This window comes from Streptomyces nymphaeiformis, from assembly GCF_014203895.1.
GTDB classification, from domain to species: domain Bacteria; phylum Actinomycetota; class Actinomycetes; order Streptomycetales; family Streptomycetaceae; genus Streptomyces; species Streptomyces nymphaeiformis.
Genome location: NZ_JACHJY010000001.1, coordinates 500948 through 515584 on the forward strand (window position 1 = coordinate 500948; position 14637 = coordinate 515584).

Below are 14637 nucleotides of genomic sequence, written 5' to 3' on the forward strand. Positions count from 1 at the left end.
ATGCACCGAATGGGCCCACGTGCGTCGCGCACGTGGGCCTGTTCGTTATCCACAGGCCCTTACGTGGCAGCATTCCGGCCTCTACTCTGATCCCGGCTCGAAGGTTACTCGCCAGTTAGTTACGAACCACCAGAAGGCACCGCCGCCGCCCGGAGGACGTCGTGAGCGACACACAGACCCAGATCGAGAACCGGCCGCCCTCCGTGGCGACCCTCTTCCTTGAGCGCGTCGAGCGGACCCCGGACGCGGAGGCCTACCGCTACCCGGTCCCCGCCGCCTCCGGCCCGGACGACTGGAAGTCGCTCAGCTGGGGACAGGCCGCCGAGCGGGTCTACGCGATCGCCGCCGGCCTCGTCGACCTCGGCGTCCAGGCCGAGGAGCGCGTCGCCCTCGCCTCCTCCACCCGCGTCGAGTGGATCCTCTCCGACCTCGGCGTGATGTGCGCGGGCGCCGCGACCACCACGGTCTACCCGCAGACCAACGCCGAGGAGTCGGCGTTCATCCTCTCCGACTCCGAGTCGAAGGTCCTCATCGCCGAGGACGCGGCCCAGCTGGCCAAGGCCGTCGAGCGCCGCGCCGAGCTGCCGAACCTCCGCCACGTCGTCGTCATCGACGCCACGGACGTGGAGAGCGACGGGGACTTCGTCCTCTCCCTCGCCGACCTGGAGAAGCGCGGCAAGGCCCACCTGGAGGAGCACCCCGAGGCGGTCAAGGAGCGGGTCGCCGCGATCACCTCCACGCAGCTCGCCACCCTCATCTACACCTCCGGCACCACCGGCCGCCCCAAGGGCGTCCGCCTCCCGCACGACAACTGGTCGTACATGGCGAAGGCCATCGCCGCCACCGGCCTCGTCACCCAGGACGACGTCCAGTACCTGTGGCTGCCCCTCGCCCACGTCTTCGGCAAGGTCCTCACCTCCGGCCAGATCGAGGTCGGTCACGTCACCGCCGTCGACGGCCGCGTCGACAAGATCATCGAGAACCTGCCGGTCGTCCAGCCGACCTACATGGCGGCCGTGCCCCGCATCTTCGAGAAGGTCTACAACGGGGTCGCCGCCAAGGCCCGCGCGGGCGGCGGCGCCAAGTACAAGATCTTCCAGTGGGCGGCCGAGGTGGCCCGCGAGTACGCCAAGGCCACCCAGGACAACTTCCGCCGCACCGGCACCGCCTCCGCGCCCTTCGGCCTCTCCGCGAAGCACAAGGTCGCCGACGCCCTCGTCTACGGCAAGATCCGCGAGGCCTTCGGTGGCAACCTGCGCGCCTGCATCTCCGGCTCCGCCGCCCTCGCCCCCGAGATCGGCTACTTCTTCGCCGGCGCCGGCATCCACATCCTGGAGGGGTACGGCCTGACCGAGTCCTCCGCCGCCTCCTTCGTCAACCCGGGCGAGGCCTACCGCACCGGCACCGTCGGCAAGCCGCTCCCCGGCACCGAGGTCCGGATCGCCGACGACGGCGAGATCCTGCTGCGCGGCCCCGGCATCATGGAGGGCTACCACGGCCTCCCGGAGAAGACGGCCGAGGTCCTGGAGTCCGACGGCTGGTTCCACACCGGCGACATCGGCGAACTGTCCGCCGACGGCTACCTCCGGATCACCGACCGGAAGAAGGACCTGATCAAGACGTCCGGCGGCAAGTACATCGCGCCGGCCGAGGTCGAGGGCCAGTTCAAGGCCGTCTGCCCCTTCGTCTCGAACATCCTCGTCCACGGCGCCGACCGGAACTTCTGCACCGCCCTCATCGCCCTCGACGAGCCCGCCCTCCTCGGCTGGGCCGCCGAGCACGACCTCGGCGGCAAGTCGTACGCGGAGGTCGTCGCCGACCCGCGGACCGAGAAGCTCATCCAGGGCTACGTCGACTGCCTCAACGAGGGCCTCCAGCGCTGGCAGACGATCAAGAAGTTCCGCCTGCTCCCGCGCGACCTCGACATCGAGCACGGCGAGCTCACCCCGTCCCTGAAGCTGAAGCGGCCGGTCGTCGAGCGCGAGTACAAGGACCTCATCGAGGAGATGTACGCGGGCTCGCGCGAGGCGTGACCCGCGGGGCCGGGCCGCTACCCCGGGCAGTACGGGACAATGGGGCTCATGCCTTCCGTACTGCCCGATGGTGAGCCCGTTCCCGACGACGGGGCGCTGCCCCCGCACGCCCTCGAAGGGGCCGGGGAGCGGCCGCTCGGGTTCTACCTGCACGTGCCGTACTGCGCGACGCGCTGCGGCTACTGCGACTTCAACACGTACACGGCGAGCGAGCTGCGAGGTACGGGCGGCGTGCTCGCCTCCCGCGACAACTACGCCGACCAGGTCGTCGAGGAGATCCGGCTCGCCCGGAAGGTCCTCGGGGACGACCCACGGCCCGTCCGGACCGTCTTCGTCGGCGGCGGCACGCCCACGCTGCTCGCCGCCGGGGACCTCGTGCGGATGCTGGGGGCCGTCCGGGACGAGTTCGGGCTCGCCGACGACGCCGAGGTGACGACCGAGGCCAATCCGGACTCCGTCGACCCGGCGTACCTCGCCGAGCTGCGCGCCGGCGGCTACAACCGGATCTCCTTCGGGATGCAGAGCGCCCGCCGGCACGTCCTGAAGATCCTCGACCGGACCCACACCCCCGGGCGGCCCGAGGCGTGCGTGGGGGAGGCGCGCGCGGCCGGGTTCGAGCACGTCAACCTCGACCTCATCTACGGCACGCCCGGCGAGTCCGACGACGACTGGCGGGCCTCGCTGGACGCGGCGATCGGCGCCGGGCCCGACCACGTCAGCGCCTACGCCCTGATCGTCGAGGAGGGCACGCAGCTCGCCCGGCGCATCCGGCGCGGTGAGGTGCCCATGACCGACGACGACGTGCACGCCGACCGCTACCTGATCGCCGACGCGGCCTTCGAGGAGGCGGGCTTCTCCTGGTACGAGGTGTCCAACTGGGCCACCTCCGAGGCCGGGCGCTGCCTCCACAACGAGCTGTACTGGCGCGGGGCCGACTGGTGGGGCGCGGGGCCGGGCGCGCACAGCCACGTGGGCGGGGTCCGGTGGTGGAACGTGAAGCATCCCGGCGCGTACGCGGCGGCGCTGGCGGAGGGCCGGTCGCCCGGTGCCGGGCGGGAGCTGCTCTCCGACGAGGACCGGCGGGTCGAGCGGATCCTGCTGGAGCTGCGGCTGCGGGAGGGCGTCGAGCTGTCGGTCCTCAGGCCGGCGGGGCTGGCCGCCGCCCGGAAGGCGCTCACCGAAGGACTGCTCGACGCGGGGCCGTACGAGGCGGGGCGGGCGGTCCTGACGCTGCGGGGACGGCTGCTCGCCGACGCGGTGGTGCGGGACCTGGTGGACTGAGCAAGGGCGACGCCCGGCGGTGGCTGCACCCCCGCTGTCGCGGGGAGCGGGACCTGCTCGGCCGCGTGGACGAACTGATCGACGGAACGTCTCGCCGAGGGCGGGGAAGGGTCGGGCGCCAGTCGTACAACGAGCCGACAGGAGGTCGAGGTCAGGGCACGGTCACGTGATCGATCAGCCGCTCCACGGCACCCAGGAGCTCCGGTTCCAGGTCCTTGTAGGACGTCACGCGCTTCAGGATCGCCTGCCAGACCGCGCCCGTGTTGTCCGAGGGCCAGCCGAGGGCACGGCAGACGCCCGTCTTCCAGTCCTGGCCGCGGGGGACCGCCGGCCAGGCGGGGATGCCCAGGGAGGACGGCTTCACGGCCTCCCAGACGTCGATGTACGGGTGGCCGACGACCAGGACGTGCGGGGACGTCACCCGGGCGGCGATCCTCGACTCCTTCGAGCCCGGGACCAGGTGGTCGACCAGGACGCCGAGCCGGGCGTCCGGTCCCGGGGCGAACTCCGCGACGATCGACGGCAGGTCGTCGACGCCCTCCAGGTACTCCACGACCACGCCCTCGATGCGCAGGTCGTCGCCCCAGACCCGTTCGACGAGCTCGGCGTCGTGGCGGCCCTCCACGTAGATCCGGCCCGCACGCGCCACGCGCGCGCGGGCGCCCGGGACCGCGATCGAGCCGGACGCCGTACGGGTGGGGCGGGACGGGCCCGACACCGGGCGGACCAGGGTCACCACCCTGCCCTCCAGGAGGAAGCCGCGCGGTTCCAGCGGGAAGACCCGGTGCTTGCCGAACCGGTCCTCCAGCGTCACCGTGCCCGCCTCGCAGCGGATCACCGCCCCGCAGAAGCCCGTGGTGACCTCCTCGACGACCAGGTCGGGGTCGGCCGGGATCTCCGGGACGGGAGCGGACTTCTTCCAGGGCGGGGTCAGATCCGGGTTGTAGCTGCGCATGAGCTCTGTTTCGTCCGAGGCGGCGTCAGGTCCGTGTCGTAGCCGCGCATTTGGGCGACGCTACGACACCCCGAAGCGGCGTGCCAGTTCACCGCGCTGCGCCCGGACGAACGTGGCGTCCACCACAGCCCCGTGGCCCGGCACGTACGCCGCCTCCTCGCCGCCCAGGGCGAGCAGCCGGTCCAGGGCGTCCGGCCAGCGGGACGGGATCGCGTCCGGGCCCGCCTGCGGCTCGCCCGACTCCTCCAGCAGGTCGCCGCAGAAGACGATCTCGCGCTCGCCCGGGACGCAGAGCGCCAGGTCGTGGCCCGTGTGGCCGGGCCCCACGTTCGCCAGGAGGACCTGGCGGTCGCCGAGGTCGAGCGTCCACTCGCCCGTGACCAGGTGCCGGGGGACCACCAGGACGTCCGTCGCCTCCGTCGCCGCCTGCGGGTCGAGCCCTTGCCGTACCGCGTCCCCGTACAGCTCCTCCCGGGCCCGCGCCCCGCTCAGGAGGTCGTCCGAGCCCACCGCGCCGAAGACCTCCGCCCCGGCGAACGCCGCCGTGCCGAGCACATGGTCGAAGTGCGGGTGGCTGAGTGCGATGTGCGTCACCTTGCGGCCGCCCGTGATTCCCCTCACCTGTGCGCGCAGTTCGGAGCCCTCCGCGAGCGAGGACCCCGTGTCGTACATCAGGACCGCCCGTGTCCCCAGGACCAGCCCGACCGTGGCGTCCCAGCCGGGCAGCCGTCGCCGGCCCACCCCGTCCGCGAGACGCTCCCATCCGTACGCTTCCCAATCCACGTCCATGGGGCGACGCTAACCGGTGCGGGCGCCGCCTCCTTGCCAGGAGCGATGCCCGCCGCCGTACACTGGCCGGGGGATCGCTGGCACTCGGACAGGGCGAGTGCCAAAAGCGGAGCAACCGGAACGACGACGACAGCTGGAGGTGCGCACGATGCTCAGCGAACGCAGACTCGAGGTCCTGCGCGCCATCGTCCAGGACTACGTCGGGACGGAGGAGCCCGTCGGCTCCAAGGCGCTCACCGAGCGCCACAAGCTCGGCGTGTCGCCCGCCACCGTCCGCAACGACATGGCCGTGCTGGAGGAGGAGGGGTACATCGCCCAGCCCCACACCAGCGCCGGACGCATCCCCACCGACAAGGGCTACCGGCTCTTCGTCGACCGGCTCGCCGGCGTCAAGCCGCTGTCGACCCCGGAGCGGCGGGCCATCCACAACTTCCTCGACGGAGCCGTCGACCTCGACGACGTCGTCGGGCGCACGGTACGACTGCTCGCCCAGCTCACCCGCCAGGTCGCGGTCGTCCAGTACCCCTCGCTGACCCGCTCGACCGTCCGGCACGTGGAACTGCTCTCGCTGGCCCCCGCCCGCCTGATGCTCGTCCTCATCACGGACACCGGCCGGGTCGAGCAGCGGGTCGTCGACTGCCCCGCGCCCTTCGGCGAGACCTCGCTCGCCGACCTGAGGGCCCGGCTCAACAGCCGGGTCGTCGGCCGCCGGTTCGCCGACGTGCCGCAGCTGGTGCAGGACCTCCCCGAGTCCTTCGAGGAGGTCGAGGACCGCGCCACGGTCTCGACCGTGCTCGCGACCCTCCTCGAAACCCTGGTCGAGGAGCACGAGGAGCGGCTGATGATCGGCGGCACCGCCAATCTCACCCGCTTCGGACACGACTTCCCCCTGATGATCAGGCCCGTCCTGGAAGCCCTCGAGGAGCAGGTCGTGCTCCTCAAGCTGCTCGGCGAGGCCAAGGAATCGGGCATGACCGTACGCATCGGGCACGAGAACGCCCACGAGGGGCTGAGCTCCACGTCCGTCGTCTCGGTCGGCTACGGTTCGGGCGGCGAGGCAGTCGCCAAACTCGGCGTGGTCGGACCGACCCGCATGGACTACCCCGGAACGATGGGAGCGGTACGCGCAGTGGCACGTTACGTCGGACAGATCCTGGCGGAGTCGTAAGTGGCCACGGACTACTACGCCGTACTCGGCGTGCGCCGCGACGCGTCCCAGGACGAGATCAAGAAGGCGTTCCGGAGGCTCGCCCGCGAGCTGCACCCGGACGTCAATCCCGATCCGAAGACGCAGGAACGCTTCAAGGAGATCAACGCCGCCTACGAGGTCCTCTCGGACCCGCAGAAGAAGCAGGTCTACGACCTCGGCGGCGACCCGCTCTCGGCCTCCGGCGGCGGTGGCGCGGGCGGCGGCTTCGGGGCGGGCGGCTTCGGCAACTTCTCCGACATCATGGACGCCTTCTTCGGCACGGCCTCGCAGCGCGGCCCGCGCTCGCGCACCCGCCGTGGCCAGGACGCCATGATCCGCCTGGAGATCGACCTCAACGAGGCGGCCTTCGGCACCACCAAGGACATCCAGGTCGACACGGCGGTCGTCTGCACCACCTGTTCGGGTGAGGGCGCCGCGCCCGGCACCTCGGCGCAGACCTGTGACATGTGCCGCGGCCGCGGTGAGGTCTCCCAGGTCACCCGGTCCTTCCTGGGCCAGGTCATGACCTCGCGCCCCTGCCCGCAGTGCCAGGGCTTCGGCACCGTCGTCCCGACGCCGTGCCCCGAGTGCGCCGGCGACGGCCGCGTGCGGTCCCGCCGCACCCTCACGGTCAAGATCCCGGCCGGTGTCGACAACGGCACCCGCATCCAGCTCGCGGGCGAGGGCGAGGTCGGCCCCGGCGGCGGCCCCGCCGGCGACCTGTACGTCGAGATCCACGAGACCCCGCACGAGGTCTTCCAGCGGCGCGGCGACGACCTGCACTGCACGGTCACCATCCCGATGACGGCGGGCGCGCTCGGCACCAAGGTGCCGCTGCAGACCCTCGACGGCGTCGAGGAGATCGACATCCGCCCGGGCACGCAGTCCGGCCAGTCGATCCCGCTGCACGGGCGCGGCGTCACGCACCTGCGCGGCAACGGCCGGGGCGACCTGATCGTGCACGTCGAGGTGACGACCCCGAGCAAGCTCGACGCGGAGCAGGAGCGGCTGCTGCGCGAGCTGGCCAAGCTCCGCGGCGAGGAACGGCCCACGGGGCAGTTCCAGCCGGGGCAGCAGGGCCTGTTCTCGCGGCTGAAGGACGCCTTCAACGGGCGGTAGGCGCCGGGCTGGGGGCCCGGGGGTCGTCCCCCGGGTCAGCACAGTCAGCCGGGGCAGCAGGGCTTGTTCTCGCGGCTGAAGGATGCCTTCAACGGGCGGTAGGCCTGTGAGTGTGGAAAGGGGCGGTATCCATTCATGGATACCGCCCCTTTCCATGTCCCTCCCCGCGGCATGACACGATGCCCATATGTCCCCCACCGCACTGAACGATCTCTCTCGGTTTCCGATCGTGCAGGCCCCCATGGCCGGTGGTGCCTCCTGTCCCGAGCTCGTCGGGGCCGTCTGCGGGGCCGGGGCCCTCGGTTTCCTCGCCGGCGGGTACAAGACGGCCGGAGGCCTGTACCAGGAGATCAAGCGGGTCCGCACCCTCACCGCGCGCCCGTTCGGTGTCAACCTCTTCATGCCGCAGGACGGCCGTCCCGCCGACCCCGCCGCCGTCGAGGTCTACCGGCACCAGCTCGCGGGCGAGGCCACCTGGTACGAGACCCCGCTCGGCGAGACCGACGACTCCCGCGACGACGCCTACGACGCCAAGCTGGCCATCCTCCTGGAGGACCCGGTCCCCGTCGTCTCCTTCACCTTCGGCTGCCCCGCGAAGGAGACGTTCCACGCCTTCGACCGCGTCGGTACGTACACGATCGTCACCGTCACCTCCGCCGACGAGGCCCTCGCCGCGGAGCGGGCCGGCGCCGACGCCGTCTGCGTCCAGGGCGTCGAGGCCGGCGGCCACCAGGGCACGTACCGCGACGACCCGGCCGACGAGGGCGCCCCCGGCACCGGGCTCCTCACCCTCGTCACCCAGGTCCGCGAGGCCGTCGCGCTGCCGATCGTCGCCGCCGGAGGGATCATGCGCGGCGCGCAGATCGCCGCCGTCCTCGCCGCCGGGGCCGACGCCGCCCAGCTCGGCACCGCCTTCCTCCCCTGCCCCGAGTCGGGCGCCCACCCACTGCACAAGCGGGCCCTGACCGACCCGCTGTTCACCCGGACCGCCCTCACCCGGGCCTTCTCCGGGCGCCCGGCGCGCGGCCTCGTCAACCGCTTCGTGCGCGAGCACGGGCCGTACGCCCCCGCCGCCTACCCCGAGGTCCACCACCTCACCGCCCCGCTCCGCAAGGCCGCCGCCACCGCCGGCGACGCCCAGGGCATGGCCCTGTGGGCCGGCCAGGGCCACCGCCTCGCCCGCGAACTCCCCGCCGGGCAGCTGGTCGAGGTGCTGGCCGCCGAACTCGACACCGCCCTCTCCGGCCTGGCCCACAGGAGTGCTTCATGACCGCGCCCGTCTTCGTCGTCGACACCGTCCCCGGTGCCGGGAGTTTCCTCCTGGACGGGCCCGAGGGCCGGCACGCCGTCTCCGTGAAGCGGCTGCGCGCGGGCGAGGAGCTGGTCCTCGCCGACGGGCGGGGCCGCTGGGCCGAGTGCGTGGTGGTCTCCGCCGAGGGCAAGGACGAGCTCACCGTGCGGGTCGACGAGGTCCACGAGGACCCCGAGGAGGAGCCGCGCATCACGGTCGTCCAGGCCCTCCCCAAGGGCGACCGGGGCGAACTCGCGGTCGAGACCATGACGGAGACCGGCGTGGACGCGATCGTGCCCTGGGCCGCCTCCCGCTGCATCACCCAGTGGAAGGGCGACCGGGGCCTCAAGGCGCTCGCCAAGTGGCGGTCCACCGCGCGCGAGGCCGGCAAGCAGTCGCGCCGCACCCGCTTCCCCGAGGTCGCCGACCTCATGACGACCAAGCAGCTCGCCGCGCTCCTCGCGGACGCCGACTTCGCCGCCGTCCTGCACGAGGACCGCGAGCACCCCAGCGGGACGCTCGCCACCGCCGAACTCCCGGCGAAGGGCTCGATCGTGCTGATCGTCGGCCCCGAGGGCGGGGTCTCCCCGGACGAGCTCGCCGCCTTCGAGGCCGCCGGCGCGAAGCCGTACCGCCTGGGTCGCAGCGTCCTGCGCACGTCGACGGCCGGCACGGCGGCGACGGCCCTCGTCCTGGGACGCACCGGCCGCTGGAGCTAGGGCCTGTCCGGCGGATCAGGGTCGGACAGGCCCTAGGCCTCCTCGGAGGCCGTCAGCGTGTCGTAGAGCGGCCAGGCGTCCTCCTCGCGGACGCCGTGGACGGTGGGGAGGAGGCCTCGGGTCGCGGCCTCCTCCAGGAAGCGGCGTACGACCCCGGGCATGTTCAGGTTCAGGACGTCGCCGCCGGACGAGGCCACGTCGCCCAGGCCGAAGGGGTATCCGGCCACGATGCGGCCCGGTCCATCCCGGAAGACGAGGCGCAGCTGCGCGTGAGGGTGCTCCGCGCGGCGCAGCGAGAGCACCGTCCGGCAGTCCGGGTGCCGGTGCCGGACGTTCCACAGCCACACGGTGCCGTCCACGGTCAGTCTGCGCGGCGCGCCTTCCCGTCTCATGCCGCGCACCCTACGGCCCGCGCCCTGCCGCACCCGGTGGACAGGCGCCCCCGGATGCTCCTTAGGCTGACCCGCATGGCCGACGAGTCCCCCCTCATCCGCAGTCTGCGCGCCGCCGTGGCCGCCGCCCCCGGTGATGTGCCCCTGCGCCTCCACTTCGCCGAACTCCTCCTCTCCGAGGGGCGGAACGACGAGGCCGTCGCGGAGGCGGCCGCCGCCCTCCAGCACGCGCCCGGCGACGCGGACGCGCGTGCGCTGATGGTGCGGGCGATGGGGATGCCCCCGGTGGAGTCCCCGCCCGCTCCGGTCGCGGAATCGCCCTCCTTCGACTGGGACGCCGCCGAGCAGCAGGTGCGGGACCTCGTCGGGCCCAGGTTCCTCGACGACCCGCAGGCCGAGGGGGCCGACGGGACCGCCGGGGACGCCGCCGCCTGGGACGTCGACGCCCCCGGAGCCGTACGCCTCGCCGACGTCGGGGGCATGGAGGAGGTCAAGGAGCGCCTGGAGGCCGCCTTCCTCGCGCCCATGCGCAACCCCGAACTGCGCAGGCTGTACGGCAAGTCGCTCCGTGGCGGCCTGCTCCTGTACGGTCCTCCCGGCTGCGGCAAGACGTTCATCGCGCGGGCCGTCGCGGGCGAGCTCGGCGCCGACTTCCTCACCGTCTCGCTCTCCGACGTCCTCGACATGTGGATCGGGGCCTCCGAGAAGAACGTCCACGACATCTTCGAGACCGCCCGCCGCCAGGCGCCCTGCGTGGTCTTCCTCGACGAGCTGGACGCCCTCGGCGCCAAGCGCTCGCGCACCCACCACAGCGGCCTGCGCAACGTCGTCAACCAGCTCCTCACCGAGCTCGACGGCATCGCGAGCGGCGCCGGCAACGAGGGCGTGTTCGTGCTCGCCGCGACCAACGTGCCCTGGGACGTGGACATCGCGCTGCGCCGCCCCGGCCGCCTCGACCGCACGCTGCTCGTGCTGCCGCCGGACGCCGCCGCCCGCGAGTCGATCCTCCGCTACCACCTGCGGGAGCGGCCCATCGAGGCCGTCGACCTCGGCAAGCTCGTCAGGGCCACCGAGGACTTCTCCGGCGCGGACCTCGCCCACGTCTGCGAGTCGGCCGCCGAGGCCGCGCTCCTCGACTCCGCCCGCACCGGCTCCGTACGCCTGATCACCACCAAGGACCTGCTCGGCGCGGCCAAGCAGATCAAGCCGTCCACGGAGCCGTGGTTCGCCGCCGCCCGGAACGTCGCCATGTTCGCCAACGAGGGCGGCCTGTACGACGACCTCCTCGCCCACCTCAAGCGGAAGCGCAAGCTGTGACCGCGTCCACCGCGCTCGCGCGCGCCGAGGCGCTCTACGAGACCGGGCGGTACGCGCAGGCCGGTGAGCTCGTCGCCCGGCACCTGGCGGCCGAACCGGAGGACGCCGAGGCGCTCGTCCTGCTCGCCCGCTGCCACCACCGGGCCGGCGACGGGCCGGCCGCCCTCGCCGCCGTCGACCAGGCGCTGCGGGCCCAGCCCGAGCTGCTCGGGGCCTGGCTGATGCGGGTCCACATCCTCCTCGCCGACCGGCGCTTCCCGGAGGCCGAGGTCGCCGCACGGCACTCCGTCGCACTCGCCCCGAACCACTGGGGCACCCACTACGCGCTCGGCACCGCGCTCGCCGAGCACGCCGAGTACGCGCGCACGCCCGCGCGCACCGTCGAGGCGTACGAGATCGCGCGGACCGCCGTCGGCCTCGCCCCCGAGGAGGACGCCGCCCACTTCCTGGTCGGCCTCACCGCCCAGCGGCGCGGCGACCACGCCACCGCCCAGCGCGCGTACGAGACGACCCTGCGCCTCAACCCGCACAGCAGCGAGGCCCACAACAACCTCTCGCTGCTGCGGCTGCGGCGCCGCTGGTTCCGGCGCGGTGCCTGGACGCAGGCGGCCGAGGGCTTCGTCGCCTCCGCCGCGCTCGACCTCAAGGACCGCAAGGCCCGCTACAACCTGGAGGCCATGGCCTGGAACACCGCCGCGGGGGCCCGCTGGGTCGCCCTCCTCGGCTTCGTGGCCTCCGCCGTCGCCCGCGCCGCGGTCCCCGACGGCGCGACCTGGGTCGTCGCGGCCGTGCCGCTCCTGGTCGGCGCGACCGTGGTCCTCGGCGCCTGGACCGGGTGGGGGGTGTGGATGGCCCGCCGGGTGCCGCCCCGGCTGCGCCGGCCCCTGCTCCTGGTGGCCCGCAACTGCAGGCCGGTGCTGTTCATGGCCGGGGCGGTCGGGCTCCTCGGGCTCTACTCGCTCGCCTCGCTGGCCCTGTGGTCCTTCGACCCGGGCACGGTGAGCGGCTTCGGCACGCCCCTGTTCTGGGGTGCGATCATCACGTACTGGGTGAGCCGCTCGGCGCTGAACCGTCGTATTCCGAAGGACTGATCCTGCCGTCCGCCGTCGGAGGCGGCGGATAGCATGACCGGGTAGTTGATCGTCAAGGCACGGCCAGTACATGGTCAGTGACCGGCATCAGACCGAGGAGGTCCGGGACATGGCCGGAGAGCCGCAGAGCGACTGCCTGTTCTGCAAGATCGCGGAGGGGGAGGTGCCGGCGACGATCGTGCGCGAGACGGAGACCACCGTCGCGTTCCGCGACATCAACCCGCAGGCGCCCACGCACGTCCTCGTCATCCCGCGCGTCCACTACCCCGACGCCGCGTCGCTGGCCGCCGCCGCGCCGACCGTCGCCGCCGACATACTGCGCGAGGCGGGCGAGGTCGCCGAGCAGGAGAAGATCGACGGCAGCGGATTCCGGATCGTCTTCAACACCGGCGCCGGCGCCGGCCAGACCGTCTTCCACGCGCACGCGCACGTCCTCGGCGGCCGCGGCCTCAACTGGCCCCCCGGATAAGACGTGTCCGTACGCGAACTGGTCGTCCTCGGGACCGCCAGCCAGGTCCCGACCCGGCACCGCAACCACAACGGCTACGTGCTGCGCTGGGACGGCCGGGGCATCCTCTTCGACCCCGGCGAGGGCACCCAGCGCCAGATGCTGCGGGCCGGGGTCGCCGCCCACGACCTCGACCGGATCTGCGTCACGCACTTCCACGGCGACCACTCGCTCGGCCTGGCCGGGGTGATCCAGCGGATCAACCTCGACCAGGTCCCGCACCCGGTCACCGCCCACTACCCGGCGAGCGGACAGCACTTCTTCGAGCGGCTGCGGTACGCCACGGCCTACCGCGAGACCGTGCGGCTCACGGAGGCCCCGGTGGCCGCCGACGGGCCGCTCGCCGTCACCGAGTCCTTCACCCTGGACGCCCGCCGGCTCTCCCACCCCGTCGAGTCCTACGGCTACCGGATCACCGAGCCCGACGGGCGCCGCCTCCTGCCCGAGAAGCTCGCCGCGCACGGCATCAAGGGCCCCGACGTCGGCCGGATCCAGCGCGACGGCATCCTGAACGGCGTCCCGCTCGACGAGGTCAGCGAGGTCCGGCGCGGGCAGCGCTTCGCCTTCGTCATGGACACCCGGCTCTGCGACGGGGTGCACGCCCTCGCCGAAGGCGCCGACATGCTCGTCATCGAGTCGACCTTCCTCGACGAGGACGTCCGGCTCGCCACCGACCACGGTCACCTGACCGCCGGGCAGGCCGCCGCCGTCGCACGCGACGCGGGCGTCCGGCACCTCGTCCTGACCCACTTCTCGCAGCGCTACTCCGACCCCGCCGCCTTCGAACGGCAGGCGCGGGAGGCGGGGTTCGACGGCGAGCTGAGCATTGCCCAGGACCTCATGAGGGTCCCCGTACCGAAACGAACGTGAACATGCCCGTACCCAAGGCAGAACTGCACCTCCACATCGAAGGCACCCTCGAACCCGAGCTCGCCTTCGCCCTCGCGGCCCGCAACGGCGTCACCCTGCCGTACGCGGACACCGCCGCCCTCCGCGAGGCGTACAGCTTCAGCGACCTCCAGTCCTTCCTGGACCTCTACTACAACCTGATGGCCGTCCTGCGCACCGCCGAGGACTTCACCGAACTCGCCGACGCGTACCTGGAGCGGGCCGCGGCCCAGGGCGTCCGGCACGCCGAGATCTTCTTCGACCCGCAGGCGCACACCGCCCGCGGCGTCCCGATCGGCACCGTCATCGAGGGCCTCGGGGCCTCCCTCGACCGCTCCGAGGAGCGGTACGGGATCTCCACCCGGCTCATCCTGTGCTTCCTGCGCGACGAGTCGGCCGAGTCGGCGCTCGCGACCCTGGAGGCCGCGAAGCCGTACCTGCGCCGCATCACCGGCGTCGGCCTGGACTCGGCGGAGGTCGGCCACCCGCCGGCCAAGTTCCGCGAGGTGTACGAGGAGGCCGCCCGGCTCGGCCTGCGCCGCGTCGCCCACGCGGGCGAGGAGGGCCCCGCCGCCTACGTGCGCGAGGCGCTGGACGTCCTCGGCGTGGAGCGGATCGACCACGGCCTGCGCTGCATGGAGGACCCGGAGCTCGTCGACCGGCTGGCCCGCGAGCGGATCCCGCTGACGGTGTGCCCCTTCTCGAACGTTCGGCTCCGCGTCATCGACACCCTCGCCGACCATCCGCTCCCCGCGATGATGGCGGCGGGGCTGCTCGTGACCGTGAACTCCGACGACCCGGCGTACTTCGGCGGGTACGTGGGGGACAACTTCGACGGGGTGCGGGACGCGCTGGACCTGGACCCGGAGCAGCTCCGCGAGCTGGCGCGGAACTCGTTCCTGGCGTCGTTCCTGGAGGACGACGAGCCGCGCAGGGCGCGGTACCTCTCCGAGGTGGAGGCCCACACGTTCGGTGAGGGGTAGCCGGCCGCGGGCCGGTGCGTGTGCGGGGGTGGGGGGAGACGTCTTTCTGTGCGTCCCACCCGTCACCCCACCCCCATCAGGC

The 14637-nt window shown here is 72.9% G+C and carries 14 protein-coding genes; 11 read left to right on the forward strand and 3 right to left on the reverse strand.

Annotation, left to right across the window (positions count from 1 at the left end):
- Positions 1 to 161: 161 nt before the first annotated feature.
- Both GGE06_RS02135 and hemW read left to right on the forward strand, forming a co-directional pair.
- Positions 162 to 2033: an AMP-dependent synthetase/ligase gene (locus tag GGE06_RS02135; protein WP_184929892.1), complete on the forward strand. Its 1872-nt coding sequence runs from the start codon at positions 162 to 164 to the stop codon at positions 2031 to 2033.
- A gap of 48 nt (positions 2034 to 2081) precedes the next feature.
- The gene (gene hemW / locus GGE06_RS02140; RefSeq protein ID WP_184929893.1) at positions 2082 to 3314 is read left to right on the forward strand and encodes a radical SAM family heme chaperone HemW; all 1233 of its coding nucleotides are present in this window, start codon (positions 2082 to 2084) and stop codon (positions 3312 to 3314) included.
- A gap of 151 nt (positions 3315 to 3465) precedes the next feature.
- On the opposite strand, the gene GGE06_RS02145 is transcribed toward hemW, so the two are convergent.
- Both GGE06_RS02145 and GGE06_RS02150 read right to left on the reverse strand, forming a co-directional pair.
- On the reverse strand, positions 3466 to 4269 hold the full coding sequence (locus tag GGE06_RS02145; RefSeq protein ID WP_116161054.1) for a DUF3097 domain-containing protein: 804 nt from the start codon (positions 4267 to 4269) through the stop codon (positions 3466 to 3468).
- 60 nt (positions 4270 to 4329) lie between these two features.
- Positions 4330 to 5058, reverse strand: coding sequence for an MBL fold metallo-hydrolase (locus GGE06_RS02150; RefSeq protein ID WP_184929894.1), 729 nt, complete (start codon positions 5056 to 5058; stop codon positions 4330 to 4332).
- A gap of 148 nt (positions 5059 to 5206) precedes the next feature.
- Here GGE06_RS02150 and hrcA point away from each other — a divergent pair, with 148 nt between their 5' ends.
- From hrcA to GGE06_RS02170, 4 genes are all read left to right on the forward strand, one after another.
- Positions 5207 to 6226, forward strand: coding sequence for a heat-inducible transcriptional repressor HrcA (gene hrcA, locus GGE06_RS02155; protein WP_116161056.1), 1020 nt, complete (start codon positions 5207 to 5209; stop codon positions 6224 to 6226).
- Complete coding sequence (dnaJ, locus tag GGE06_RS02160) at positions 6227 to 7366, forward strand: molecular chaperone DnaJ (RefSeq protein ID WP_093876158.1); 1140 nt, start codon at positions 6227 to 6229, stop codon at positions 7364 to 7366.
- A 187-nt stretch (positions 7367 to 7553) separates the two neighbouring features.
- On the forward strand, positions 7554 to 8636 hold the full coding sequence (locus GGE06_RS02165) for a nitronate monooxygenase (RefSeq protein WP_116161057.1): 1083 nt from the start codon (positions 7554 to 7556) through the stop codon (positions 8634 to 8636).
- The gene (locus tag GGE06_RS02170; RefSeq protein ID WP_116161058.1) at positions 8633 to 9376 is read left to right on the forward strand and encodes a 16S rRNA (uracil(1498)-N(3))-methyltransferase; all 744 of its coding nucleotides are present in this window, start codon (positions 8633 to 8635) and stop codon (positions 9374 to 9376) included. Before GGE06_RS02165 ends, GGE06_RS02170 begins: the two co-directional genes overlap by 4 nt.
- 32 nt (positions 9377 to 9408) lie before the next feature.
- Here the strand turns inward: GGE06_RS02170 and GGE06_RS02175 are convergent, their stop codons facing one another.
- Positions 9409 to 9768, reverse strand: a complete 360-nt coding sequence (locus GGE06_RS02175; protein WP_221517633.1) for a hypothetical protein — start codon at positions 9766 to 9768, stop codon at positions 9409 to 9411.
- Between the two features lie 75 nt (positions 9769 to 9843).
- On the opposite strand from GGE06_RS02175, the gene GGE06_RS02180 reads away from it, so the two are divergent.
- The 5 genes from GGE06_RS02180 (at position 9844) to GGE06_RS02200 (ending at position 14555) form a co-directional block, all read left to right on the forward strand.
- Positions 9844 to 11085 (forward strand): ATP-binding protein, encoded by a 1242-nt coding sequence (locus GGE06_RS02180; protein WP_184929895.1) that lies wholly within the window; start codon positions 9844 to 9846, stop codon positions 11083 to 11085.
- A complete protein-coding gene (locus GGE06_RS02185; protein WP_184929896.1) occupies positions 11082 to 12176 on the forward strand; it encodes a tetratricopeptide repeat protein in 1095 nt (364 codons plus the stop codon). Before GGE06_RS02180 ends, GGE06_RS02185 begins: the two co-directional genes overlap by 4 nt.
- Positions 12177 to 12285: 109 nt before the next feature.
- Positions 12286 to 12645 (forward strand): histidine triad nucleotide-binding protein, encoded by a 360-nt coding sequence (locus GGE06_RS02190; RefSeq protein ID WP_041129179.1) that lies wholly within the window; start codon positions 12286 to 12288, stop codon positions 12643 to 12645.
- A 3-nt stretch (positions 12646 to 12648) separates the two neighbouring features.
- Positions 12649 to 13554: a ribonuclease Z gene (locus GGE06_RS02195; RefSeq protein ID WP_184929897.1), complete on the forward strand. Its 906-nt coding sequence runs from the start codon at positions 12649 to 12651 to the stop codon at positions 13552 to 13554.
- A 2-nt stretch (positions 13555 to 13556) separates the two neighbouring features.
- Positions 13557 to 14555 (forward strand): adenosine deaminase, encoded by a 999-nt coding sequence (locus GGE06_RS02200; RefSeq protein WP_184929898.1) that lies wholly within the window; start codon positions 13557 to 13559, stop codon positions 14553 to 14555.
- Positions 14556 to 14637 lie beyond the last annotated feature (82 nt).